This window comes from Bradyrhizobium guangdongense (genome assembly GCF_006483445.1).
In the GTDB taxonomy this organism is placed as follows: Bacteria; Pseudomonadota; Alphaproteobacteria; order Rhizobiales; family Xanthobacteraceae; genus Bradyrhizobium; species Bradyrhizobium guangdongense_A.
Genome location: NZ_PPPT01000151.1, coordinates 1 through 24922, shown reverse-complemented (window position 1 = coordinate 24922; position 24922 = coordinate 1). Strand labels below are relative to the sequence as shown.

At 64.4% G+C, this 24922-nt stretch carries 26 protein-coding genes and 2 tRNA genes; 15 read left to right on the top strand and 13 right to left on the bottom strand.

Features of this window, described 5'->3' with window-relative positions:
* Positions 1-61 precede the first annotated feature (61 nt).
* The 3 genes from C2U70_RS21485 to C2U70_RS21475 form a co-directional block, all read right to left on the bottom strand.
* Positions 62-1369: a caspase family protein gene (locus C2U70_RS21485; protein ID WP_246666818.1), complete on the bottom strand. Its 1308-nt coding sequence runs from the start codon at positions 1367-1369 to the stop codon at positions 62-64.
* A gap of 155 nt (positions 1370-1524) precedes the next feature.
* Entirely contained in the window at positions 1525-2154 is a 630-nt protein-coding gene (locus tag C2U70_RS21480; protein ID WP_140980412.1) for a glutathione S-transferase N-terminal domain-containing protein, read from the bottom strand.
* A 12-nt stretch (positions 2155-2166) separates the two neighbouring features.
* Entirely contained in the window at positions 2167-2760 is a 594-nt protein-coding gene (locus C2U70_RS21475; RefSeq protein WP_140980411.1) for a cysteine hydrolase family protein, read from the bottom strand.
* Between the two features lie 127 nt (positions 2761-2887).
* Between C2U70_RS21475 and C2U70_RS21470 the strand changes: the two genes are divergently transcribed.
* The 6 genes from C2U70_RS21470 (at position 2888) to C2U70_RS21445 (ending at position 6833) form a co-directional block, all read left to right on the top strand.
* On the top strand, positions 2888-3721 hold the full coding sequence (locus tag C2U70_RS21470) for a LysR family transcriptional regulator (RefSeq protein ID WP_140980410.1): 834 nt from the start codon (positions 2888-2890) through the stop codon (positions 3719-3721).
* 198 nt (positions 3722-3919) lie between these two features.
* A tRNA-Ser gene (locus C2U70_RS21465) sits at positions 3920-3992 on the top strand.
* A gap of 4 nt (positions 3993-3996) precedes the next feature.
* A tRNA-OTHER gene (locus tag C2U70_RS21460) sits at positions 3997-4061 on the top strand.
* A 334-nt stretch (positions 4062-4395) separates the two neighbouring features.
* Positions 4396-5547 carry an SPFH domain-containing protein gene (locus C2U70_RS21455; RefSeq protein WP_140980409.1) on the top strand — a complete coding sequence of 384 codons (1152 nt, stop codon included), beginning with the start codon at positions 4396-4398 and terminating at the stop codon, positions 5545-5547.
* 174 nt (positions 5548-5721) lie between these two features.
* The gene (lepB, locus tag C2U70_RS21450; RefSeq protein WP_140980408.1) at positions 5722-6468 is read left to right on the top strand and encodes a signal peptidase I; all 747 of its coding nucleotides are present in this window, start codon (positions 5722-5724) and stop codon (positions 6466-6468) included.
* Positions 6469-6545: 77 nt separating this feature from the next.
* Positions 6546-6833 carry a GIY-YIG nuclease family protein gene (locus C2U70_RS21445; protein WP_140980407.1) on the top strand — a complete coding sequence of 96 codons (288 nt, stop codon included), beginning with the start codon at positions 6546-6548 and terminating at the stop codon, positions 6831-6833.
* 374 nt (positions 6834-7207) lie between these two features.
* On the opposite strand, the gene groL is transcribed toward C2U70_RS21445, so the two are convergent.
* Both groL and C2U70_RS21435 read right to left on the bottom strand, forming a co-directional pair.
* Positions 7208-8851 carry a chaperonin GroEL gene (gene groL, locus C2U70_RS21440; RefSeq protein WP_140980406.1) on the bottom strand — a complete coding sequence of 548 codons (1644 nt, stop codon included), beginning with the start codon at positions 8849-8851 and terminating at the stop codon, positions 7208-7210.
* A gap of 90 nt (positions 8852-8941) precedes the next feature.
* Complete coding sequence (locus C2U70_RS21435) at positions 8942-9256, bottom strand: co-chaperone GroES (RefSeq protein ID WP_027518760.1); 315 nt, start codon at positions 9254-9256, stop codon at positions 8942-8944.
* 386 nt (positions 9257-9642) lie between these two features.
* Here C2U70_RS21435 and C2U70_RS21430 point away from each other — a divergent pair, with 386 nt between their 5' ends.
* From C2U70_RS21430 to C2U70_RS21420, 3 genes are all read left to right on the top strand, one after another.
* Positions 9643-9930 carry an usg protein gene (locus C2U70_RS21430; protein ID WP_140980405.1) on the top strand — a complete coding sequence of 96 codons (288 nt, stop codon included), beginning with the start codon at positions 9643-9645 and terminating at the stop codon, positions 9928-9930.
* Positions 9931-10142: 212 nt separating this feature from the next.
* Positions 10143-10694 carry a cupin domain-containing protein gene (locus tag C2U70_RS21425; RefSeq protein WP_140980404.1) on the top strand — a complete coding sequence of 184 codons (552 nt, stop codon included), beginning with the start codon at positions 10143-10145 and terminating at the stop codon, positions 10692-10694.
* A gap of 296 nt (positions 10695-10990) precedes the next feature.
* Positions 10991-12205, top strand: coding sequence for a rhomboid family protein (locus C2U70_RS21420; protein WP_140980403.1), 1215 nt, complete (start codon positions 10991-10993; stop codon positions 12203-12205).
* Positions 12206-12330: 125 nt separating this feature from the next.
* On the opposite strand, the gene C2U70_RS21415 is transcribed toward C2U70_RS21420, so the two are convergent.
* Positions 12331-13581 (bottom strand): NupC/NupG family nucleoside CNT transporter, encoded by a 1251-nt coding sequence (locus tag C2U70_RS21415; RefSeq protein ID WP_140980402.1) that lies wholly within the window; start codon positions 13579-13581, stop codon positions 12331-12333.
* Between the two features lie 160 nt (positions 13582-13741).
* On the opposite strand from C2U70_RS21415, the gene C2U70_RS21410 reads away from it, so the two are divergent.
* Positions 13742-14959, top strand: a complete 1218-nt coding sequence (locus C2U70_RS21410; RefSeq protein WP_140980401.1) for an MFS transporter — start codon at positions 13742-13744, stop codon at positions 14957-14959.
* A 142-nt stretch (positions 14960-15101) separates the two neighbouring features.
* Here C2U70_RS21410 and C2U70_RS21405 read toward each other — a convergent pair whose 3' ends face one another.
* Both C2U70_RS21405 and C2U70_RS21400 read right to left on the bottom strand, forming a co-directional pair.
* Entirely contained in the window at positions 15102-15863 is a 762-nt protein-coding gene (locus C2U70_RS21405; protein WP_140980400.1) for an SDR family oxidoreductase, read from the bottom strand.
* 23 nt (positions 15864-15886) lie between these two features.
* Complete coding sequence (locus C2U70_RS21400; RefSeq protein ID WP_140980399.1) at positions 15887-16645, bottom strand: proteasome-type protease; 759 nt, start codon at positions 16643-16645, stop codon at positions 15887-15889.
* 152 nt (positions 16646-16797) lie between these two features.
* Between C2U70_RS21400 and C2U70_RS21395 the strand changes: the two genes are divergently transcribed.
* Positions 16798-17181, top strand: coding sequence for an SEL1-like repeat protein (locus tag C2U70_RS21395; RefSeq protein ID WP_140980398.1), 384 nt, complete (start codon positions 16798-16800; stop codon positions 17179-17181).
* Between the two features lie 12 nt (positions 17182-17193).
* Here C2U70_RS21395 and C2U70_RS21390 read toward each other — a convergent pair whose 3' ends face one another.
* The 3 genes from C2U70_RS21390 to C2U70_RS21380 all read right to left on the bottom strand — a co-directional run bounded on the left by C2U70_RS21390 (position 17194) and on the right by C2U70_RS21380 (position 20504).
* Positions 17194-18036, bottom strand: coding sequence for a transglutaminase family protein (locus tag C2U70_RS21390; RefSeq protein ID WP_140980397.1), 843 nt, complete (start codon positions 18034-18036; stop codon positions 17194-17196).
* Positions 18037-18136: 100 nt separating this feature from the next.
* Complete coding sequence (locus C2U70_RS21385; protein WP_140980396.1) at positions 18137-19081, bottom strand: alpha-E domain-containing protein; 945 nt, start codon at positions 19079-19081, stop codon at positions 18137-18139.
* A 4-nt stretch (positions 19082-19085) separates the two neighbouring features.
* Positions 19086-20504, bottom strand: coding sequence for a circularly permuted type 2 ATP-grasp protein (locus C2U70_RS21380; RefSeq protein ID WP_140980395.1), 1419 nt, complete (start codon positions 20502-20504; stop codon positions 19086-19088).
* A 225-nt stretch (positions 20505-20729) separates the two neighbouring features.
* On the opposite strand from C2U70_RS21380, the gene C2U70_RS21375 reads away from it, so the two are divergent.
* From C2U70_RS21375 to C2U70_RS21365, 3 genes are all read left to right on the top strand, one after another.
* A complete protein-coding gene (locus C2U70_RS21375; protein WP_140980394.1) occupies positions 20730-21467 on the top strand; it encodes a competence/damage-inducible protein A in 738 nt (245 codons plus the stop codon).
* Positions 21468-21505: 38 nt separating this feature from the next.
* On the top strand, positions 21506-22024 hold the full coding sequence (gene gpt, locus C2U70_RS21370; RefSeq protein ID WP_140980393.1) for a xanthine phosphoribosyltransferase: 519 nt from the start codon (positions 21506-21508) through the stop codon (positions 22022-22024).
* 169 nt (positions 22025-22193) lie between these two features.
* Positions 22194-22811: a hypothetical protein gene (locus C2U70_RS21365; RefSeq protein ID WP_140980392.1), complete on the top strand. Its 618-nt coding sequence runs from the start codon at positions 22194-22196 to the stop codon at positions 22809-22811.
* Here C2U70_RS21365 and C2U70_RS21360 read toward each other — a convergent pair.
* Entirely contained in the window at positions 22808-23032 is a 225-nt protein-coding gene (locus tag C2U70_RS21360) for a hypothetical protein (protein ID WP_140980391.1), read from the bottom strand. The two genes, C2U70_RS21365 and C2U70_RS21360, sit on opposite strands and share 4 nt — an antisense overlap.
* 11 nt (positions 23033-23043) lie before the next feature.
* The gene (locus tag C2U70_RS21355) at positions 23044-24066 is read right to left on the bottom strand and encodes a methionine synthase (RefSeq protein WP_140980390.1); all 1023 of its coding nucleotides are present in this window, start codon (positions 24064-24066) and stop codon (positions 23044-23046) included.
* A 110-nt stretch (positions 24067-24176) separates the two neighbouring features.
* Here C2U70_RS21355 and C2U70_RS21350 point away from each other — a divergent pair, with 110 nt between their 5' ends.
* Entirely contained in the window at positions 24177-24881 is a 705-nt protein-coding gene (locus C2U70_RS21350) for a glutathione binding-like protein (protein ID WP_140980427.1), read from the top strand.
* Positions 24882-24922: the final 41 nt, after the last annotated feature.

Here is a 24922-nt window from a genome sequence, read left to right as displayed (position 1 = left end):
AATCTAGAGCCCCCGTTCCGATTCCATCGGAACGAAGCTCTAGTCCCGCGCACACCACACGCTATCGCTTCACGAAGGTGAATGTGCAGGGCCGCTGCTCGTTGCGCTTGCCCGTGCCGCGGATGCGTTCGAACTGGGCGTCGATCGTATAGGAAAAGGGTGTCCCCGGCGCGAGAGCGCCGACCGAATAGGCGCTCGGTCCCGTCACGCCGCGCGCACTCAACGTCGTCTTGCCATCGGGCGGTATCTGGCCGTCGATCTTGAGCCAATTCGGCTTTCCCGGTTCGGGATCCTCGGCGTGGATCACGCCGTTCGTGACGGTCGCAGTCAGCGGCCTGGTATAGCCCTGCACCTTGCCTGACGTCGGGCAGTTCACGGTCACGTCCCACTTGCCGTCGAAGTTCGCAGCTCCGGCGGCGCGCGTATCGGCTGAGGGCGCCATCGCCGTCTTCTTCATGCCGTCGATGCGCGCCTTGGCGAGGTTGGCAAAGGCGCATTTCGAGAACCGTGCGATGTGGTCCTCATAGGCGGCTGTCGTTGCGATCGCATCGGCCGCCTTCCAGTGCGCCTCGGCGGAGGCGCACGGGTCGGCTGGCGCCGCCGCTTGCGGAGCAGGCGGGGTGACGGTGATCGACACCGGTCCGTTCAGATAGAATTTGCCGACGATCGACAGCGAAAGCTCGGGGAGCTGCGTCTTCCGGCTGCGCTCGTAGACGTCGCTGCTGATCTCGCGGAAGACGTCGCCGATCTCGTGCGGTTCCTCGATGTGCTTCAGGAAAGCCGTCGTGTAAGGGCTGTTGCGGCCGTCGCCGTCATCGGCGGTCTGGCCCGACTGGGTCGAGAAGGAGATGATGGTGCCGAGCGGCGCTTCCATCTTGGTCAGGCCCCGTCCGATCGACCCGCTGCGCGTGGCGCCCGAGCGCTTCAGGTTCTCGGCAAGCGGATTGTCGCGGCAGGAATCCAGCACCAGGATGCGCAGATTCTTGGCCTGCTGCAGGTCGCTCAGGATGTCGTCGACGCGCGCGAAGCGTCGCAAATCGGCTTCATCGCTGAGCCTGGCATCGACCGGCATCAGATAGTTGACGCCGTTGTACTGCATCGCGTGACCGCTGTAGTAGAACACGGCGACATCGGACTTGCTCGCCGCGCGCGCAAAGCGGATCAGCAGCTCCTGCATCGCGGCCTGGCCGAGGTCGGTGCCGACGATCACCTCGAAATTGCTCTTCTTCAGCGCGGTGGCGACGTCCTCGGCATCGTGTCGCGGATTGGGAAGGGGTGCGCCGTTGGCATAGGCGCCGTTGCCGATCACGAGCGCGACGCGTGTTTCCGCTGACGCCTGCCCGAGCCCAAGCCAGCTGGCCGCCAGCACCAGGCACAATCTGCAAAATATGCTCACTAGGGTCCCCCAATATGACCTGAAATATGGGGTCAGATTAACGGACACTCCTCCAACATCAACGCCTTGCTCTGTGAATGGGATCACAATCGACTGCGCCAAGATGGCGCGGATCGCGATCGCGTCACTCAGGCCGCCACCGTCTTGCGCAGCGCCATCTCCGTCGCAATGGCTTCCCGTACGGCGGGCCGCGCCTGCATGCGTTCGAGATAGGCCGACAATGACGGCCATTGCGCGATGTCGACACCTGCGGGACGAAGCAGCAGCATGGCCCAGGTGAGATGGGCATCCGCAACGGTGAAACTGTTGCCGACGAGAAATTCACGGCCCGTGAGATGCGCCGCCGGCACCGACAATGTCTGCTGGATCCTCGCGCGCGGCTTGGCGAGCGAACCGTCGTCCTTGTACCAGAAGGTCGGAAACAGGAACGCCTTGTGGATTTCGGTGCCGATAAAGCTCAGCCATTCCTGCAGCCGGTAGCGATCAGCATTGCCGGGTGGTGGTGCAAGGCCGCGCTCAGGATTGACGTCGGCGATGTATTGCAGCACCGCCGCGCTTTCCGTCAGCCGCTCGCCGTTATCGAGCACCAGGACCGGCACCGCGCCCTTCGGCGAAAGGCTTCGAAAATCGCTGTCGTCGTCCGCAAGCTTCTTGGTCCAGAGATGCACCTGATGATAGCGCGCATCGAGGCCCGCTTCCATCAGCGCGATGCGACTCGCAAGCGAGCAGGCCATCGGCGAGAAATAGAGTTGCAGCATGATGGTGTTCCCTTACTTCAGCGCATCGCCGCGCGCGATGATCGCGAAGCGGTCGGACAACTCGGCCAGTGCAACCTCGTGGATGGTTTTTGCGCTCAGCGTGCCGCCGAGGCCGTCGGGCAGGTCGCGCGTCGCGCATGCGTCGGCGTCAACAGTCGTGCGAAAGCCGAGGTCGAGCGCGGCGCGCGCCGTCGAGCTGATGCACATATGCGTCATGAAGCCGGCGAGCACGATGTTCTTCCGCTCGGTTGCGGCAAGGCGCGCCTGCAAATCGGTGCCGGCAAACGCATTGGGCAGCTCCTTCTCGATCACCAGCTCGCCGGAACGGGGGGTGAGCTCTGCGACGATGGCGCCACGGTCGGCGCCGCGGTCGAACAGGCTGCCCGCCTTGCCGCGATGGGCGATATGGATGATCGCGGCACCGCTCTCGCGCGCCCGTGCCAGCAGCTTAGCCGCGCGCGCGATCGCGGGCCTGGCGTCGGGCAAGGCGAGGGGACCTGCGAGATATTCGTTCTGGATGTCGATCAGCACCAGCGCGGCGTCGCCAAGGCGCGGCGGGTTGAGATCGGCACCGGCGAGCTGGAGCAGGGTCTTCGCGGTCGTCATGGTCTCAAGAGTCTCCGGGGAAAAGGTTCTGCAAACATAATCCCGGCATCGCCTGCCGATATGCAGGAATATTGCAGCCGATGGCTGCAATATTGCAGGCTACGCCCGGCCGGTATAATCTCGCGCGATGAACTGGGACGATCTGCGCATCATCGCTGCCGTCAAGGACGAGGGCACCTATGCCGGTGCCAGTGCGCGGCTGCGCATCGACGAGACCACGGTCGGGCGCAGGCTGTCACGCATCGAGCGCGCGCTCGGCTTGCGTCTGTTCGAGGCCGCCGACGGCGTCCGCAAGCCGACGCGGCAATGCGAGGCGGTGCTGGCCCATGTCGAGGCGATGGCGCTGCACGCCGCCGAGATCGGTCGCCTCGGTGAGAGCCTGGCAGGTCCGGTGGGACGCCTGCGGATCGCCTCCACCAACACGGTCGCCGAGGAGGTGCTGTCGCCGCGCGCGAGCGACTTCCTGCGCGCCAATCCCGGCTTGACGCTGCAGTTCCTGACCTCGAGCGAGAACGTAAAATTCTCGCGCTGGGAGGCCGATCTCGCCATCCGCCTGCGCAAACCCGACAAGGGCGACTTCGCGATCTCAAAACTCGGCGACATCAAGCTCTATTATTTCGAGCCCATCGCGATCGAGGGCGAGCCTGTGCTGTGCGCCTATCCGGACGAACTCGGGACCATTCCCGAGATGCAATTCCTGCGGACGAAGAAGACCCCCGCGCGCTGTGTCACCGACAACGTTCGCGTCATCCGCACCCTGATCCGCACGCACCGGGCCGCCGGCGTGCTGCCGGAGCATGCTTGCGCCGATATGCTCGGCGATCGCCGGCTGCGCGCCACATTGTTGCCGAAACGTCGCGACGCCTGGTTGCTCGTGCAAAATCACCTCAAGCGCGATCCCGCGACCCGTGTGACGATCGACTGGGTGAGGGCGTGTTTCCAGGACATGTCGCGAGGCTGACATCCGCGTCATTCCGGGCTCGCGCTAGCGCGCGCCCCGGAATGACGGACTGAAAAATCTTGCGATCACCCCCTTGCAACCCGAACGTGCTTCGTCTATTAGCCCGCTCCTTCGCCTCGGCCATGTGTTCGGGCTCTCTGAGATCCCGACTGGCGCGTGCCGGCTTCCGGTGTCGTGTTCCGCCGAACGAAGGCAAAAGCAGGATGTAGCTCATGGAGAGCGTCGGGTCAGAAGCCCGAAGGCATCGGTTCGATTCCGGTCTCTTGTCCCACAAAGGATAGCTCAGTTGGGTAGAGCAGGTGACGTTAATCATCGGGTCGCGGGTTCGAATCCCGCTCCAGCGCTCCGTTTCAGCCTGAAAAGCTGATACCTCTGACGAGGACCGGACGCGCGCTTCAGTCGCAGTCCGGCCGTTTTGCCGCAAGGCTTTCCGTCCGAACCGAGACACTGTGAGACCGGCTTCGCGCCGCGGTGGATACCGCTTGCGCTGATGCCGGGTGGCTCCGCACGGCCACGCGACTTTGTCGCGTGATCGCGCGCGTGCGCCCGTCATCGCGCAAGCTCAAGCCCCGGCCCGCCGTTTTCTCAGGAAGCGTCGTCCGCGTCCTCACGTCCTTTGCAAACGAAACCTGTTGTCCGGCATCCGGCCGGGCGCAAACGAAGGAGGCGTGCCAATGAGCTGGCATTTGCTGATGCTGAACGTGACGGTGAAGGACGGTGAGCGCGCGTTGCTGACGCGCGACGGGCAGCTCGTGCGCGTGCTCGTGCCTGGTCGGCATCGCCTGTTCGATCCCCTGCACGCGCTGAAGGCCGAAGTGCTGGGCGTGGTCCGCAGCGAATTTCCCGCGGATCGCTACGCCGTGCTGAAGGCCGCGCGGCCCGATCTCGCCGCCGAGCTGTTCGAGGCGGTCGAGACCAAGGCGGACGAGGTTGCCATCGTCAGCCTCGACGGCCGGCCTGTACACCTGCTCACGCCCTGGCAGATCCGCGTCTACTGGAAGGTCGCGACCCGCATCGATGTCGAGCGCATCGATGTGTCGAGCGATGTCCGTGTCAGCGCGCGGCATCTGACCATGATCGAGCGCAACCGCGCGACCGTCGTGACGGAAGCGGTGGTCGAGAACCACGAGGCGGGCCTGCTCTATGTCGAGGGCCGGCTCGTGGAGCGGCTCGCGCCCGGCCGGCACGCCTTCTGGACCGTCGGCCGCAAGATCGAGGTGAAGCGCCTCGACCTGCGGCCCCAGGCGGTCGAGATCACCGCGCAGGAGATGCTGACCAAGGATCGCATCGCGCTGCGGGTGACGCTGACGGCGTTCCGCCGGGTTGTCGATCCCGAGCGGACGGTGGCGACCGTGCCCGACGTGGATGCGTGGCTGTACCGCCTGGTGCAGTTCGCGATCCGCGAGGCGGTGGCCGGCCGCACGCTTGACGAGGTGCTGTCCGCCAAGGCGGCGCTGGATGCGGAGCTGCGCGACTATGTTCGCGCACGCGTCGCGGAGTCCGGTGTGGAGGTGACGGAGCTCGGCGTGAAGGACGTGATCCTGCCCGGCGAGATCCGTGAGCTCGTCAACAAGGTGGTGGAGGCGGAGCGGGTCGCCAAGGCGAACCTGATCCGCCGGCAGGAAGAGACCGCGGCGACGCGGTCGCTGCTCAACACCGCCCGCCTGATGGAGGAGAACCCCCTGCTGCTGCGGCTCAAGGAGCTGGAGTCGCTGGAGCGGCTGGTCGAGAAGGTCGGCCGCATCGACCTCCATGCCGGCGACGGCGAGGGCCTCGATGCCCTGCTGACGCGGCTCGTGCGCCTGAAGGCGCCCGAGAGTGCGTGACGCAAAGGAAGGCCGCCCACGGGCGGCCTTCCCTGTGTTTGGAGGCGGCTGTTTCCGGCCGCCGAACTTGAACGCAGCCCGGCGTAGTCACGACCAAGATGACGAAGCCGGATTGCGCGTCGCGATGCGTGACGTAATCTTGGCAGCACGATGGGTCGAGGCAGGGCAGGCCGCATGAGCACGCTTCAGGACACGGCAAAACCCGCGCGAAAGTCGGGGGAATGGAAGGCGATCGTCATCCTGATCCTGCTGATCCCCGTGCTGTGGTCGCCGCCCTTCCTGGTTCGCTTCTGTCTCTATCAGCCCTTCAGCATTCCCTCGAGCTCGATGGTGCCGACGCTGCTGATCGGCGACGACGTCTTCGCCGCGAAATATTCCTATGGCTATAGCCGCTACTCGTTCCCGGGGTGGCTGCCGGCGTTCTCGGGACGCATCTTCGGATCGGAGCCCCTGCGCGGCGACGTCATCGTGTTCCGCCTGCCGAGCGACACCAAGGTCGACTACGTCAAGCGCGTGGTCGGCCTGCCGAACGACCGCATCCAGATCAAAGAGGGCCAGCTCTTCATCAACGACAAGCCCGTGACGCGGCAGCGCCTGAAAGATGGCGTGGAGGAGTATGCCTGCGGCATCGAGCCGGGCACCAAGGCGAAGCGCTGGTGGGAGACGCTGCCGAACGGCGCGAGCTACGAGATTCTCGACTGCATCGAGAACGGCTTTTACGACAACACCAGCGTCTACACGGTGCCGCCCGGCCATGTCTTCGTGCTCGGCGACAACAGGGACAACTCCACCGACAGCCGCGTGCTCAAGACCGTCGGCTACGTGCCGATGGAGAACATCGTCGGAAAGGTGACGCGGATCTATTTCTCCGTGGGCGATGAAGACCTGCGCACAGAGCGGATCTGGATGAAGGTGAAGTAGGGCGCCACCAACCCCCGCCGTCATTCCGGGGCGCGACGAAGTCGCGAGCCCGGAATCCATAACCCCAGGCGGTTGGAATGGCCTACTACGTCTACATCCTCGCCAGCAAGAAGCACGGCACACTCTACATCGGCGTGACCAGTGATCTCGTCCGCCGAGTGTATGAGCACAAGACCAAGGCCGTGCCCGACTTCACGACCAAATACGGCGTCGACAGACTGGTCCTGTTCGAAATCTACGAGGACGCCGCGACTGCGATCGCCCGCGAGAAAGAGCTCAAGAAGTGGCGGCGCGATTGGAAGACCCGGCTCATTGAGGAGCAGAACCCAAATTGGGACGATCTCTATAGCGGGATCGCCAACTAGCGTTCGTGGTTATGGATTCCGGGCTCGCGCCAAGAGGCGCGCCCCGGAATGACGAGGGGGTGGCAGTCCCTCAGCCCGTCATTCCGGGGCGGTGCGAAGCGCCGAGCCCGGAATCCATAACCACAGGCCGTCGGAAGTGGCGCGCTGCGTCGGCATCCTTGCAAACCAGGCGGGTTCTGCAGCGGAAAATCCAGCTGACGTTCGTGGTTATGGATTCCGGGCTCGCGCCAAGAGGCGCGCCCCGGAATGACGAATGCCTAAACAAAAACCCCGGCATCGCTGCCGGGGTTTCGCATGTCTGTTCGCCTGAGCGAGATCCCGGATCTGCGGTGCACCGCTGCGCGCTGCACCGCGTCCGGGACGACTTCGTCGACTTAGAAGTCCATGCCGCCCATGCCGCCGCCCGGAGGCATGCCGCCGCCGGCCGGAGCGTTCTTCTTCGGCAGCTCGGCGACCATGGCTTCGGTGGTGATCAGCAGCGCGGCCACGGAGGCAGCGTTCTGGATCGCGGTGCGCACGACCTTGGTCGGGTCGATGATGCCCTTGGAGACGAGGTTGACGTACTCGCCGCTCTGGGAGTCGAAGCCATAGGCGTACTGATCCTTCTCGAGGATCTTGCCGACGATGACCGAACCATCTTCACCCGCGTTGATCGCGATCTGGCGGGCCGGCGCGGACAGCGCCTTGCGCACGATCTCGACGCCGGTCTTCTGGTCGTCGTTCTGGGTGCGGACGCTCTTCAGCTTCTCGGAAGCGCGGAGCAGGGCGACGCCGCCGCCCGGCAGGATGCCTTCCTCGACCGCCGCGCGGGTCGCATGCATCGCGTCATCAACGCGATCCTTGCGCTCCTTCACCTCGACCTCGGTCGCGCCGCCGACGCGGATCACCGCGACGCCGCCCGCGAGCTTGGCGAGACGCTCCTGGAGCTTCTCACGGTCGTAGTCCGAGGTGGTCTCCTCGATCTGCGCCTTGATCTGGGCCACGCGCGCCTCGATGTCCGCCTTCTTGCCGACGCCGTTGACGATCGTGGTGTTCTCCTTGTCGATCATCACCTTCTTGGCGCGACCGAGCATGTTGAGCGTGACGTTCTCGAGCTTGATGCCGAGGTCTTCCGAGATGCACTGACCGCCGGTCAGGATCGCGATGTCCTGCAGCATGGCCTTGCGGCGATCGCCGAAGCCCGGAGCCTTGACGGCCGCGACCTTCAGACCGCCGCGCAGACGGTTGACGACGAGCGTGGCCAGAGCCTCGCCTTCGACGTCCTCGGCGATGATCACCAGCGGCTTGCCGGTCTGCACCACGGCCTCGAGCAGCGGCAGCAGCTCGTTCAGCGAGGAGAGCTTCTTCTCGTTGATGAGGATGTAGGCGTCGTCCATCTCGACGCGCATCTTGTCGGCGTTGGTGACGAAGTAGGGCGAGATGTAGCCGCGGTCGAACTGCATGCCCTCGACGACGTCGAGCTCGGTCTCGAGCGACTTGGCTTCCTCGACGGTGATGACACCCTCGTTGCCGACCTTCTTCATGGCGTCGGCGAGGAACTTGCCGATCTCCGCGTCGCCGTTGGCCGAGATGGTGCCGACCTGGGCGATCTCGTCGTTCGACGTGACCTTCTTGGTGTTCTTCTCGAGGTCCGCCACGACGGCGTCGACGGCGAGGTCGATACCGCGCTTGAGGTCCATCGGGTTCATGCCGGCGGCAACCGCCTTGGCGCCTTCGCGAACGATCGCGGCAGCGAGCACGGTCGCGGTGGTGGTGCCGTCGCCGGCCGCGTCAGCGGACTTGGAGGCGACTTCGCGCACCATCTGCGCGCCCATGTTCTCGAACTTGTCCTCGAGCTCGATCTCCTTGGCGACGGTGACGCCGTCCTTGGTGATGCGGGGAGCGCCGAACGACTTGTCGAGGACGACGTTGCGGCCCTTCGGACCGAGCGTGACCTTAACGGCATTGGCGAGGATCTCGACGCCGCGCAGCATACGGTCGCGCGCGTCGACGCCGAATTTCACTTCTTTTGCTGACATATTGGGTTTCCCTGAGTTTTTACGTCTGTCTCACCCTTGGCGAGAGCGCCCGGCAGGCGCTCCTCAGGGGTGAGCGGTGCGAGCGTTGGATTAGGCGGCTTTCTTCTTGGAAGCGGGGACGTCGAGGACGCCCATGATGTCGCTTTCCTTCATGATCAAGAGGTCGACATTGTCGATCTTGACCTCGGTGCCGGACCACTTGCCGAACAGCACGCGGTCGCCGACCTTGAGATCGATCGGGATCAGCTTGCCGGCCTCGTCGCGGCCACCCGGGCCGACGGCGACGATTTCGCCCTGCGAGGGCTTTTCCTTGGCAGTGTCGGGAATGATGATGCCGCCAGCGGTCTTCTCTTCTGCGTCGATGCGCTTGACCACGACGCGGTCGTGAAGCGGACGGAATTTCATGCAGTCCTCCTAAGCAGTTGCACGGTTTGGATTTTTTCGAGTGTTAGCAATCGGCGCCCGCGAGTGCCAGCGCCGGCGAAGCTGAGATAGGACAGGATTTTTGCGGGAGCAAGGGCTTCTAGCAGAAAAATCAGCACTCAAAAGCGCCGCCTGCCAGAAATGTTTACCATCGTTAATGGGGGTGGAAGGCGGCGCCGGCCCGTATTAGCACGGTGCCGCCTCTGCTGCTAACGCTTTGAATTTCAACAACTTGTTAAACTTTTGGGCTTGAGATGAATTGTCAGTTTGCGTCACATTTCTCGTCAGTGAGCGCATCGTTTCCGGGTGGCTCCCCGGGGCACGGACCAAGCCACCCCCAAAAATGCGCTCCTGCAAAGGAGGTTGGCATGGGACTGCGGGTTGGGGGCGTTTCCGAGGACTTCCGGAAACAGATGCTGGGTTACGGGCTGACGACGGCGCAGATCCTCTATCGGATGCCGGATCACCCGTCGCTGCTTCAGACCTATGTCTGGCAGAACTACGACATGTTTCCGAAATTCCCGGCGCTGAGCGACTTCCTCGCCTTCTGGCAGAGCAAGCTCGACGGCCCCTTGTTCTCGGTGACGGTGGCGCATTCCAAGCTGATCAAGCCGGCCGAGCTCCGCGCCGTCGACGGCGTGTTCAGATTGCACTGACATCACGCGCGGTGCTGTAGGGTGGGTTAGCCTTGCGACTGCGCGAAGCGCAGCTCGCGAGGCGTAACCCACCACTTCTGTTGACGCGGAGAGAAAAGAGGTGGGTTACGCCAGCGGACTGCGCTTCGCGCAGCCGCGGTGCTAACCCACCCTACAGATTCCAAATTCTGTGCTAGCGTCCCGCCACAACAAGAACGGGAGGCACGAGCCCAATGGCCAAGAAGACCAAAAAGCCGACATCGCGCAGCGCAGCTCAGTCTGCTGTGAAGAAGAAGTGGAGCGGCAACAAGACCGCTGCCCGTCCGTCTGCACGGAAAGCGGTGAAGTCGAAGGCGCGCGCGACGGCCGCAAAATCATCCGTCAAAAAACCGGCACGCCCGAAGCAGCGCATCGCCGTCAGCCATCATCGCGAAGAGGACTTCAAGTCCGACGGCCTGCGCGCCTACGCCAGATATCGCGACCTCGGCATCTCAGATGCGACCCACGGCCTCGCGCAAGCGCACGTCATCCGGCTCCAAGGCCCCTGCAACCCGGACGAGGTCTCGAAGCTGCACTTCCACGACGTCGAATTCCAGATGGTCTATGTGCTCAAGGGCTGGGTGAAGACCTACATGGACGGCCAGGGCGAGACGATGATGAAGGAAGGCAGCGCCTGGACCCAGCCGCCGAAAATCAAGCACATGATTTTGGACTATTCCGACGACGTCGAACTGCTGGAAGTGATCTTGCCGGCGGAGTTCAAGACGGTGGAGCTGAAGGCGTAGGCCCTACGCCGTCATTCTGCAGCGCCAGACACCTTCTCCGTCGTCATTCCGGGGCGCGCCCCTTGGCGCGAGCCCGGAATCCATTTCTCCACGTGTACTGAGGCCCAATGGATTCCGGGCTCGCGACTTCGTCGCGCCCCGGAATGACGGGCTGAGCCAATCGTTCAAATGCGTTCGATCCGCGAAACCGGGCAGTTACCCGTCGCGCGATTTCAGCCGAGTGAATCGCGGGCGCTAACCAGTCGAAAATTTTCCTCGCGTCAACTCAGGGCTGTGAAAACGCGAGACATGCCTTCATGGCGACGACTTTCGGCCGACGCGGCGCCGTGGCGCCACCTTCAAGAGCTTCGTTTCAACCCGCCGCCGCACCGATCGCGCCGGCGGTCGTGCGCGACAACGATCAGCCCGTATCCGATGAGGAGACGCTGTTTCGCGGCAACAAGCTTCTCTCCGATATTCCTTTCCTCACCATCGGCCTGATCTTTCTTCTGATCCTGATCTTCGCCCTGGAACGCAACCTGGCGATCAGCATCGGGCGGGACGGCTCGCTCGATGTCCGCTCGCTGATCGCGTATGGCGCGTCCAGCTACGATCTGGTCGTCGTCAAGGGCGAGTGGTGGCGGCTTGGGCTTGCGCCGCTTCTGCATGGCAGCAACTCGCACCTGATCGGCAACTGCGTTGCGCTGTTCATCGTCGGCGTCAGGCTGGAGCCTCTGATCGGCCGTCGCTTGTTTTCGCTGATCTTCGTGGCCAGTGCGCTCGCCGGCGAGGCCGGCTCGCTGCTGGGCAATGCGCCGGGCATGCCGGGCGTCGGTGCATCCGGCGCCATTACAGGGCTCATCGCCGCGCTGTTCGTCGCGAGCTTCGATCCCGAGGCGGACGCCGATCAAACCATCTCGCGACTGAAGACGTCGCTTTTCTTCGGCATTCCCGCGCTGTTGCCGCTGGCCTTTGGCGCCTCGGGCAACACCGACTATTATGCCCACGCAGGCGGTGCGCTGGCCGGCGGCGCGATTGCCATCATGCCGTGGCTTGCCTTCTGGTCCTATGACAGCCTGCCGCGGAGCGCCGGCGTGACGTTGCTTGCGGGATTTGTCGGATCTCTGATCTGCGCCGGCTTCGCCGTTGCACATTATTCGGCGTACATGGCCGATGCCGCGCACTATATCCGCGCGTCGGAGCAGCCGGCGAATGCCCGCGAGATGGCCAGCAGGTCTCTCGATCTCGTCACCCGCTACCCGAAAGACCCGCGGGCTCATCTGTTCCGCGCGATCTTCTTCCTTGAACAAAAGAGCCTCGGTTCCGCCGAGACGGAATTGCGAACGGTGATGTCGCTCGCCGCGTCCGATGTCGCGGGCGGACCGGCGCGCACCGCGGCGCAAGCCGTGCTGGCGGAGTTGCTGCTCGCGCAGAAGCGGGAGAGCGAGGCGAAGGCCATGGCAGCTGAAGCCTGCCGCGCCCGGCAGGGCAAGGCGAATCGCATCTTGGAGAAGTCGAAATTGTGCGGGTGAGCAGAACCTCTCCGCCGTCATTCCGGGGCGCGCCTCTTGGCGCGAACCCGGAATCCATTTCCCCGCGTGTCCTGTGGCCCGATGGATTCCGGGCTCGCGCCTTCGCCGCGCCCCGGAATGACGAGTTACGTCAACACCCCCACCACCGCCCCCATCAAACACGTCGTCAGCGTCCCCGACACGATCGACTTCAGCCCGAGCGCGTTGATCTCCTCGCGCCGCTCCGGCGCCATCACGCCGAGCCCGCCGATCATGATGCCGAGGCTGGCGAAGTTGGCAAAGCCGCACATCGCATAGAGCATGATCAGCCGCGACCGCGCATCGAGCGCGTCGGGCGCGAGCTTTGACAGGTCGACATAGGCGATCAGCTCGTTGAGCACGGTCTTGGTGCCCATCAGGCTGCCGGCGGTGACAGCCTGGTCCCAGGGCAGGCCCATCAGCCAGCACACCGGCGCCATCACGAGGCCGAGGATCCGTTGCAGCGAGATCGCGGCGCCGCCGACATTGGGCAGCAGGCCGAGCACGGCGTTGACGAGATAGACCAGCGCCACCAGCACTAGCAGCATCGCGACGATGTTGAGCAGCAGTTCGAGCCCGGCTGAGGTGCCCTTGACGATCGCGTCCATCGTGCCGGAGGCATGCATCTCGGGATCTTCCAGTCTGCCGCCGGTACGCTTGTCTAAGGTTTCGGGCACCATGATCAGGCTGACGAGGATCGCGGCCGGCGCGCCCAGCACCGAGGCGATGACGAAATGCGCGGCCGCATCGGGGATCAGCGGGGCGAGGAACGTCGCGTAGAGCACCAGCACGGTGCCGGCGATGCCGGCCATGCCGCCGGTCATCACCAGGAACAATTCGCTGCGCGTCATCTGCGTAAGGTAAGGCCGCACGAACAGCGGCGCCTCGACCATGCCGAGGAAGATGTTTGCGGCGGTCGATAGGCCCACCGCGCCGCCGACGCCGAGCGTGCGTTCGAGTAGCCACGCCATGCCGCGCACGATCGGCGGCAGCACCCGCCAATAGAACAAGAGCGTCGTCAGCACGCTCATGACCAGCACGATCGGCAGCGCCTGGAAGGCCAGGATGAAATCCGCGCCCGGCACCTTCAACTCGAAGGGCAGGGGGCCGCCGCCGACATAGCCGAACACGAAGGCGCTGCCCGCGCGCGAGGCCTGCGAGATCGCGCCGACCGCGTCGTTGATGGCACCAAAGGCATGCGCGACGATCGGCAGCTTGAGCAGGACCACGGCCGTCGCGAACGTCGCGACGAGCCCGATGGCCGCCTGCCGCAGCGAGACCGCGCGGCGGTTCTCCGCGAGCGCCCACGCGATCAGCAGCAATGCGAAAATGCCGAGTGCCGATTGCAACCGCAGCATGATGTCCCCAATCCCCCAGTGATTATGGCAGTGAGCACGTTGCAAAGGCAATGCCGTGGGCGCAGCCGGGGTGCCCCGTTGTTGACAAGCGCGACCGGCTCAGTCACGCGATGAATTCGACCCCTTCGGGCCTTCAGGCCACCAAGCAACAGAGCAGTCGATGTCCGCCACCCCGCCGGTCAGCGCCGGCGTACTCCTCAAGCACCGGGCGTTCCTGTTCTTCCTGCTCTCGCGCAGCCTGTCACGCTTTTCCAGCCAGATCGCGGCGGTCGCCATCGGCTGGCAGATCTACGACCTCACCGGCAGCGCCTTTGCGCTCGGCATGGTCGGCCTCGTGCAATTCCTGCCCACCGCGCTGCTGGTGTTCGTCGCCGGCCACGCCGCCGACCGTTACGAACGCAAGCGCGTGGTGCAGCTCTGCCAGCTCGCGGAAGCCCTGACCGCGCTCTACCTCGCGGTCAGCACCTGGTACGGCGCGGTCGGCGAGGTGCAGATCTTTGTCGCGACCTTCGTGCTCGGCATTGCCGGCGCCTTCGAAAGCCCGACCACGGCTGCGCTGCTGCCGCTGATCGCCCCGGAAGGCTCGCTGCAGCGCGCGACCGCGGTCTCCAGCGGCGCGGCGCAGATCGCGACCATCACGGGACCCGCGCTCGGCGGCTTCGCCTACGCGATCGCGCCGCACTTCGCCTACGGCATCATGGTGCTGTTCTGGATTTTTGGCATGGTCTTCACCGGTGTGATCCGGCCGCGGCCGCAGGCGATCGCAAAGGCGGCGGATGACGACATCTACGCCGGCGTACGCTTCATCCGCAGCAATCCTGCGATCCTCGGCACCATTTCGCTCGATTTGTTCGCGGTTCTGCTCGGCGGTGTCACCGCGCTGCTGCCGATCTATGCCCGCGATATCCTGCAGACCGGTCCGATGGGCCTCGGCATCCTGCGCGCCGCACCGGCAGTCGGCGCGCTCCTCATGACCATGGTGCTGGCGCGGCACGCGATCAACCGGCGCGTCGGATTGCGGATGTTCCAGGCGGTAATCGTGTTCGGCATCGCGACGGTCGTGTTCGCGCTGTCGCACTGGATGTGGCTGTCCGTGCTGTCGCTCGCGATCCTCGGTGCTGCCGATACGATCAGTGTCGTGATCCGCTTCTCGCTGGTGCAGCTCGCCACCCCCGACGAGATGCGCGGCCGCGTCGGCGCGGTGAATTTCCTCTTCATCAACGCCTCCAACCAGCTCGGCCAGTTCGAGAGCGGTCTGACGGCCGCATTGTTCGGCGCGATGCCGGCCGCCGTTCTCGGCGGCGTCGGCACCATTGCGATCGCGCTGTTGTGGATGAAGCTGTTCCCCAGCCTGCGCAAAGTGGAGCGGTTGGAGTAGGGCGGTCTCGTGTCCCGGACGCGGTGCAGCGCGTTTGCGGTGCGCCGCAGAGCCGGGACCCAGATTGCCACGAAGAAGGTGGGCCCCGGCTCAGCAGCGCGTCATTTCATGCCGCGCTGCGTCCGGGGCACGAGATCGGTGTTCAGCCCCGCCCCACAAACGGCATCTTCGTCGCCATGACGGTCATGAACAGCACGTTGGCGTCGAGCGGCAGGCCGGCCATGTAGGCCACCGCATCGCCGACCGCCTTCGCGTCCATGCGCGGTTCGTGCTTCATCGTGCCGTCCGCCTGCATCACGCCGGGGCCGGCGACCATGCGATCGGTCATCGGGGTTGCGGCATTGCCGATATCGACCTGGCCGACCGCGATGTCATAGGCGCGGCCGTCGAGATTGCTGGCGCGGGTGAGGCCGGAGATCGCGTGCTTGGTCGAGGTGTAGGCCGCCGAGAACGGCCGCGGCGCATGCGCCGAGATCGAGCCGTTGTTGATGATGCGGCCACCGCGCGGGGTCTGGTCCTTCATGATGCGGAAGGCGTGCTGGGTGCACAGGAACGGACCGGTGAGGTTGGTGTTCACGACAGCCTGCCAGGTCTCGAGCGGAAGATCCTCGAAATTGACGGGCGGGGCGCCCATGCCGGCATTGTTGAAGAGTACATCTAACCGGCCATAGGTGTCCTTCACCTTGGCGAACAGCGCGGCGATTGAAGCCGGGTCGGTCATGTCGGCGGACACGCAGAGGCTCTTGCCGATATTGTCGCCGAGCTTCTGGGTCTCCTCCAGCTTCTCGAGCCGCCGTCCCGCCAGCACCACCGTGAAGCCGGTATTCATCAGCGCAAGCGCGGCCGCGCGCCCGACACCCGTGCCGGCGCCCGTCACCACGGCGATCTTTTGTGCTTCGCTCATCGTTTCCTGCCTTTTCTGTTTTGTCAGGTTTTGGAGTCTTTGTCGTTCTTGTAAGGCGGCCGCGGGATGTTCTGATGGGCCGCGCGCAGCGCTGCCGACCAGCGCGAGCGCAGATCGTGGAAATAGGGCTCGCCCGCCTCGATGCGGTGGTTGAGATCGGCGTCGCAGACATCGGTGCGTGCGACCAGCACGTCGATCGGCAGGCCGACGCCGAGATTGGAGCGCATGGTCGAGTCCATCGAGATCAGGCTCGTCTTCAGCGCCTCATAGAGCTCGATGTCGTAATGCATGGCGCGGTCGAGCACGGGCTTGCCGTATTTGTGCTCGCCGATCTGCAGGTAAGGCGTGTCGGTGGTGCATTCGATGAAGTTGCCGGCCGGATAGACCATGAACAGGCGCATCCGCGAGCCCTTGATCTGGCCGCCGAACAGGAAGGAGACGTCGAAATTGATGTCCTCGGCCTTCAGCGCGGCAGCCTCCGTCGAATGCACGGCGCGGATCGCGCGGCCGATGCGCTGCGCCGCCTGAAACATGGTCGGCGCGTTCATCAGCGTCTCGATGTCGCCCGTGTCGGGGTCTTCGAGGCCCTCGGTCAGCGTCGACAGCACCGACTGGCTGATCGCGAGATTGCCGGCGCTGGCGATCGCCATGATGCGGTCGCCGGGTTTTGAGAAGATGTGCAGCTTGCGAAAGGTCGAGACGTTGTCGAGCCCGGCATTGGTCCGCGTGTCGGCGATCATGACGAGGCCTTCTCGCACCAGGATTCCGCAGCAATAGGTCATGTCCAGTCCCCGAACGCACCATCTTGAACGCGGAAATTACTAGCCAATTTCGCCCGCCGCTCCAACCCCAATTCCCCAAACGGGCCGTGAAACCTTTCCTTGGCGCACGCCGTATCAAACGGCTAGAAATCGATCGCGGAGGAGGGCTGGGAATGAGGAAGCGGGTAGTCGGCAGCTTGGTTGCAGCGGCGATTTGCATGACCGGTGTGGCGCACGCCGGCCCCTGGGAGGACGGCATGGCCGCCTATAACCGCGGCGATTACGTGCCGGCGGTCCAGGTGTTCCGCGGCATGGCCAAGGCCGGCAACGCCAAGGCACAGATGATGCTGGGCTCGATGTATCAGCGCGGGCAGGGCGTGGCGAAGAGCTCGTCGCGCGCCTTCATGTGGCTCACGCTGGCTGCATCGCGTGGCGACGCAAAGGCCAAGGTCGAGCTCAAAACCGTCGAAGCCACCATGACGGCGGACGACCTGTCGCAGGCCCGTGCGATGATGCAGGCCTGCGAAGCCTCGGACTACAGGAATTGCGAGTATTGAACGCTCGCGCCGTCACCCCTGCCACTGCGATTGCGACTGCCCGGAACGTCCGGCCTGATCGACCTTGACCGCCACCGTCAGCGTCTCCGCACCGCCGCCATAGCGGGTGCCGCGCACGGGAGCGGCGCCGAGATAATCGAGCCCGATCGCAACGCGGACATGGGCATCAGTCGAGCAGAGACAGTTGGCGGGATCGAAGCCGACCCAGCCGAGATCAGGCACGAACGCCTCCGCCCAGGCGTGCCCCGCGTCCTGATGCACCGTGCCGTCGGAGCGCAAGAAGTGGCCGGAGACGAAGCGAGCCGGCACGCCCGCGCTGCGCGCGCAGGCGATGAAGATATGCGCATAGTCCTGGCAGACGCCGCGCTTGAGCGAAAACGCCTCCGCCGCCGAGGTGCCGCTATGTGTCGGATCCTCGTCGAACGTCATGTGCTCGCTGACCTGCGACATCAGCGAATGCAGGAAGCCGAGCGTGTCGCTCTCGGCCTCGGCGCGCAGGCTCTTTGCAAACGCCGCCATGGCCGGGTTGACCGTGGTCAGGTCGGTTGCGCGCAAAAACATGCCGGCCGGAAAGCGCTCGTCGGCGCCGCGCAGCACGCCGCCGGTGTCGTGGGTCTCGATCAGGCCTTCGGCTGTTATCTTGATGTCGCCGACGGGACCGCAGGACAGCACATGCGTCACATTGCCGAAGGCGTCCTCGTGCATGTCGAGCTTGGTGTCGGTGGAGACGTCGATCTGCCACTCCGCCACATACTGCCCGTCATGGCTGCCGGGTGTCATGCGCAGGATCTGGATCACGCTCGTGGCCGGCGGCTCGTAGCGATAGGTGGTGGTGTGCTGGATTCGCAGGCGCATGGTTTCTCGATTCCGTCATTCCGGGGCGGCTCGAAGAGCCGAACCCGGAATCTCGAGGTTCCGGGTTCGCGCTGCGCGCGCTCCGGAACGACTGTGTGGGTCAGATCAAATACTGCTTCGTGATGATTTCGCCCAGCCTGGAATTGTCGGCGATGAATTCCTGAATGAATTCATGCACGCCATGCTGGAAGATGTCGTTCATATTGGAGTGTTCGAGCCGGTTGCGGATGCCGCGGGCGTGGCGCTGGGCCGGGCCCTGGCGGCCATAGGCGACGCCGATCTGGTCGAGGTTGCGCACGAGATTGTCGTAGCAGCTCGCCAGCGACCGCGGCAGCGTGCCGTTGAGGATGAGCAGATCCGCGACCAGCCACGGTTTAAGCGTCTCGCGGTAGACCCAGTGATAGGCCGTCAGCGCCGACACCGAGCGCAGGATCGAGCTCCACTGATAGAAGTCGAGCGGACCGCCGACATGCTCCTCCTCGGGAAGCAGCACGTGATACTTCACGTCGAGAATGCGCGCAGTGTTGTCGGCGCGCTCCAGGTGCAGGCCGAGGCGCGAGAACCAGTAGGCGTCGTTGCGCAGCATGGTCCGGTAGGCCGAGCCGTCGAAGCGCAGCGAGGTCTCCTGCACGAAGCGCAAAAACTTTGCCAGATCCTCGCGCGTCGAGGTGCCCTTGCTCCAGACCTCCTGCAACTCGATCCAGGCCGAGTTGATGGTGTCCCACATCTCGCTCGTCAGCGCCGTGCGCACCGAGCGCGAGTTCAGCCGCGCCGCCTCGATGCAGTTCCGGATCGAGGATGGGTTGTCCGTCGAGAACGAGAGGTAGTCGACGACATTGTGCTCGTTGGCTTCCTCATACTTCTGATAGAAGCTCGCGGCGACGCCGGCGGTCAAAAGCGCCGAGTCCCATTCGTTGGTCTTGCCGATATAGGCGGCGGGAAGTGCGGTGACGCGCAGCGTCGCGTCGATGGTGCGCGCGAGATATTCCGCGCGTTCGACATAGCGGGCGAGCCAGTAGAGGTTTTCGGCGGTACGCGACAGCATCTCTCTACTCGTCCAGTATCCAGGTGTCTTTGGTGCCGCCGCCCTGGCTCGAATTGACCACGAGCGAACCTTCCTTCAGCGCAACACGGGTCAGGCCGCCGGGCACGATGGTGGTGGTCTTGCTGCCGGTCAGCACGAAGGGGCGAAGATCGACATGGCGTGGCGCAAGGCCCGACGCCGTGCAGGTCGGGCAGGTCGAGAGCGCCAGCGTCGGCTGTGCGATGAAACCTTCCGGTTCGCGCTTCAATTTCTCGCGGAAGGCCTCGATCGTCGCTTTGGTCGCGGCCGGCCCGATCAGCATGCCGTAACCGCCGGAGCCGTGCACTTCCTTCACCACGAGCTCGCCGAGATTGTCGAGCACATAGGCGAGATCCTTCGGCTCGCGGCAGCGCCAGGTCGGCACGTTCTTCAGGATCGGCTCCTCGCCGAGGTAGAACTTCACGATGTCAGGCATGTAGGAGTAGATCGCCTTGTCGTCAGCGATTCCTGTGCCGACAGCGTTCGCGAGCGTGATGTTGCCGGCCGCATAGGCCGACATCAGGCCGGGCACACCGAGCACGGAGTCGGGACGGAAGGTGAGGGGATCGAGAAAATCGTCGTCGACGCGGCGGTAGATGACGTCGACCCGTTTCACGCCCTCGGTCGTCCGCATGAACACTTCATTGTTCTTGACGATGAGATCCCGCCCTTCCACGAGCTCGATGCCGAGCTTGTCGGCGAGGAAGGAGTGCTCGTAATAGGCGGAGTTGTAGACGCCGGGGGTCAGCAGCGCGACCGTTGGCTCGCCCGAGGCGCCTTGCGGCGCGACCGAACGCAGCGCCGAGAGCAGCTCGTCCGGATATCGCTCGACCGGCGCCACCCTGTGGCGGGCGAACAGGTCCGGAAACAGCCGCATCATGATCTCGCGGTTTTCCAGCATGTAGGACACGCCGGACGGCGTGCGCGCATTGTCCTCCAGCACGATGAAGTCGTTGGCGTCGATCCGGACGATGTCGATGCCGGCGATGTGCACATAGACGTCGTGCGGCACCTGCTGGCCGTTCATCTCGGGCCGGAACACGGGGTTCTGGAAGATGAGGTCGTCGGGCACGATCTCGGCGCGCAGCACCTCGCGGCCGTGATAAATGTCGCGCAGGAACATGTTGAGCGCGCGGACGCGCTGCTTCAGGCCCTTTTCCAGCAGCGCCCATTCGCTTCCGGACATGATGCGGGGGATCACATCGAACGGGATCAGCCGTTCGGTCGCCTCGGCATCGCCATAGACGGCGAAGGTGATGCCGATGCGGCGGAATAGAAGCTCCGCCTCCTGACGGCGATATTCGAGCGCCTCGGGAGGCGTCTCCTTGAGCCAGCGTGCCAGCTCCTGATAGGCGGGACGGAGGTCCCCCCCGGGAATGTTCATCTCATCGAACGCGACTGCCATAGATCCCGACTTGTTCTCCGTGGCCATGCGGGGAGAGTGCATGACTTATCGGGGTGGTAGCAAGGGCCGGGCCAGCGCGATATGCATGGACTGACGGCATTTGGCTTGTCGGGGCGAAAAGCTGCCTGAAAAAATGGCTGAGGACTGCTTATTTCGGCAGCAAAAGCGCGTGACTTCAACGCGTTACCTCGGCAAAGTTGGCGCCACAGGTTGAGGAACGGGTTTATGAGCGAGATCGTCACGGCGGGCATTCTGGTGATCGGGGACGAGATCCTCTCGGGCCGGACCAAGGACAAGAATATCGGCTTCATCGCCGAGTACCTGACCAATATCGGCATCGACCTCAAGGAAGTCCGGGTCGTCTCCGACGACGAGGCCGACATCATCGCCGCCTTGGATGCACTGCGAAAGCGCTACACCTACGTCTTCACGACCGGCGGCATCGGGCCGACCCATGACGACATCACCGCCGACAGCGTGGCCAAGGCCTTTGGCGTCGGCATCGACCATCACCCGGAAGTGGTGGCGCGCTTCCGCGAGCGCTGGAGCGAGCAGGACCTCAACGAGGCGCGCCTGCGCATGGCCCGCATCCCCGACGGCGCCGAGCTGATCCAGAGCGCGACCATCCTCGCCCCAGGCTTCAAGATCGGCAATGTCATCGTGATGGCCGGTGTTCCCTCGATCATGCAGGCGATGATGGACATCGTGTCGCCAAAGCTGAAGTCCGGCGTCCGCATGTTGTCCGACACGGTCCGCGCCAACGCGCGGGAAGGCGACATCGGCAGCCCCCTGCGGGCCATCGCCGAGGCCCATCCGGACACCATCATCGGCAGTTATCCCTTCATGGACGAGGAGCAGAAGCCGAACACCAATCTGGTGGTGCGCTCGCGCGATCCGGAGAAGCTCGCGGCCGCCATGGCCGCCGTGAAGGAAATGCTGGCAGGATTGAACGTGACTCGGTAGCACGGACTGCCGGACGAAGGGATTGTCAGGAGAGAAGGATGAACGGTGAATTGAGTGCGCAGGAACGGGCGGGCAAGGCCTTTCCGGTCTCGTGGGACCAGTTCCACCGCGATTGTCGGGCGCTGACCTGGCGGCTCAACGAGGTCGGCCCGTTCCACGCGGTGATCGCCATCACCCGCGGCGGTCTGGTGCCGGCGGCGATCGTCGCGCGCGAGCTCGGTGTGCGCATCATCGATACTGTCTGCATCGCGAGCTACGACCACGACAAGCAGGGCGAGCTGCAGGTCCTGAAAGGTATCTCCGACGCGGCGATGGAGCTCGGCGGCGGCACCGGCAAGGGGCTGTTGATCGTCGACGATCTTGTCGACACCGGCAAGACCGGCAAGCTGGTGCGCGAGATGCTGCCCGATGCGCATTTCGCCACCGTCTACGCCAAGCCGAAGGGCCGTCCGCTGGTCGACACCTTCATCACCGAAGTGTCGCAGGACACCTGGATCTTCTTCCCCTGGGACACCGCGCTGTCCTACCACCCGCCGCTCCGCGACGGGGCGGCGTGATCTTTCTTCGCCTCTCCCCGCTTGCGGGGAGAGGCCGGATTGCATCGAAGATGCGATCCGGGTGAGGGGGACTCTCCGCGAGTCCGACTCTCACCGTATTCGCGGATGCAGCCCCTCACCCCGACCCTCTCCCCGTAAGAACGGGGACAGGGAGAAGAGCCGCACCACCATGCCCCTGCAAAACCGCGTCACGCCCACCGGCGACATCATCGCAACGCCGCATCGCGGTCTCTTCACCGGCAATCGCGGCATCATCCATGATCCAGCGACGAAGACGCTGCTGAACAAGCGTTGGTCGACGCCGGCCTGGATCACATGTCTCTGCGAATTCCGCGGCTGGCGACGGCCGGTGATGGCGCGGCGAAGTTGGACCGAGCTGTTTTTCCTCGACGAGGCCACCGCCTTTGCCGCGGGCCATCGTCCCTGTTTCTTCTGCCGCCGCGAGGATGCAAAACGTTTTCGCGCGGCGTGGGAGAAGGGCAACGGCGTGAGCGGGATCAGCGCGAAGGCGATGGATGCCGTGCTGCACGGCGAGCGGCTCGATCGCGGCCAGAAGCGGCTGCATGCGCTGCCGATGCCATCAGCCGAATTGCCTGACGGCGCCATGCTGCAGCAGGGTGAGGAGAGTTTTCTGATCGTGCGGGGAAAGGCGCTGCTGTGGTCGCCGGCAGGATATGCGGTCGACGACCGCAAACTCACCGAAGCGAAACTGCTGACGCCACCGAGCGCGCTACGCGCTCTTGCTGCAGGTTACCAGCCGGTGCTGCATCCGACAGCCACAGCCTAGCGCAGCGGCCGGCCCTGTTCGTCGACAGTCATCCGCGCATCGCGCAGCGCCCATTCGCGGATCACCTGGCGGCAGCGTGAGAGCTCGGCCTCGCTTGCCGCGTTCGAGTCTTTTGAGGCGCGTTCCACCATCGCCTTGCAGTTGGCCAGCACGGAGCGATCTTCCGCGCGGGCCGGCAGCACGAATGCACCCAGCACGAAGATGACGGAAGCAACACGCATCGCAGTCGCCATCACCTGAGCTTCTCGCGCGCCAATGCCGCGCCGGTGCCGAGCGCCATCAGTTTTGCTTCCGCGATATCCCGCCGCATCGGCGCCATGCCGCAATTGGTCGTGGCGGTAATGTTGTTCTTGGGCACGAACTTTGCGACGTCCTCGATCACCTTGACGACGTCTTCGGCGGTCTCGACGGTGTCGCTCGCGACGTCGATCACGCCGGCCTGCACGATCTTGTTCTTGAGCAGCGCGAGCAGATCGAGCGGCACCTTGGAATTGCGGCATTCGATCGCGACCTGCTGGATCGGGCTGGCGTCGATCGCGGGGAATATCTGCTCATACTGCCGCCACTGTGCGCCGAGCGTTTCCTTCCAGTCGGTGTTGGCCTTGATGCCGTAGCCGTAGCAGATGTGCACGGCGGTGGCGCAGGTCAGCCCCTCGGCGGCGCGCTCCAGCGCCTTGATGCCCCAGTCGTTGACCTCGTCCATGTAGACGTTGAAGGCGGGCTCATCGAACTGGATGAGATCGACGCCGTCGGCCTGCAACGCCTTGGCCTCCGCGTTCAACAACTCGGCGAAGGCAAAGGCCATCTTCACGCGGTCGCCATAGTAGCGGTCGGCGATGGTGTCGATGATGGTCATCGGGCCGGGCAGGGTGAACTTGACCTTCCGCTTGGTGTGCGTCCGGGTCACGCGCGCCTCGAACGCATGGACACGCTCCTTCAGCTGCAGGGGTGCTACGACCTGCGGCACCATCGCCTTGTAGCGATCTTTTCGGATTCCCATCTCGACCTTGTGCGCGAAGTCGATGCCGTCGATCTTCTCGAGAAAACCGTGCACGAAGTGCTGCCGGGCCTGCTCGCCCTCGGTGACGATGTCGATGCCGGCGTCTTCCTGGATCTTCAACCAGATCAGCGTCGCGTCGCGCTTGGCGCGCAAGAGCTCCTCGCCCTTCGCCTTCCAGGGCGCCCAGAGCATGTTCGGCTCGGCGAGCCATTCCGGCTTCGGCAAGGAGCCGGCAATCGTGGTTGGAAACAGCATGGCGGCCTCCCGCATCGGTTCTCGTTGCGCACCTTCCTGCCATGTCTTAACGTCGAGGTACAGAACAACAAAAGTCGGGCTTTTAGCCGGCGATGTCGACAGGGAAGGTCATGATCGATCTCTACTACGCGCCGACGCCGAACGGCTGGAAGATCTCGATCATGCTGGAGGAACTCGGGCTCCCCTATCAGGTCATTCCCGTCAACATCCGCACCGGCGAACAGTTTCGTCCCGAATTCCTGGCGGTCTCCCCCAACAACCGGATTCCCGCAATCGTCGATCACGAGCCTGCCGATGGCGGCGAGCCGTTCTCGGCGTTCGAGACCGGCGCCATCCTGATCTATCTCGCCGAGAAGACCGGCCGCTTCCTGCCCGCCGATCTGCGCGGCCGCTCGCGCACCATCCAGTGGGTGATGTGGCAGATGGCCGGGCTCGGTCCCATGCTCGGCCAGCACGGCCACTTTGCGCTCTATGCGGCCGAGAAAATTCCCTACGCGATCGAGCGCTATCGCGACGAGGCGGCGCGGCTCTACGGCGTGCTCGACCGGCAACTCGAAAAAACCGGCGCCTATGTCGCGGGCGAGGACTATTCCATCGCCGACATCGCCTGCTTCCCATGGACCATGACCCACAAGGCGCAGGGCTTTACGCTGGATGACTACCCAGGCGTGAAGCGCTGGTACGCCGCCGTGCGCGCCCGGCCGCAAGTGCAGGCGGGGCTCGCAATCGGGAAATTCGTCAAGGAACCGTTCGACGAGGAATCACGCAAGATCATGTTCGGTCAGCGTGCGAAGGAAGTGTTGGGAAAGAAGTAAGCTAACGCTGCCCGTCATTTCGGGGCGCGACAAAGTCGCGA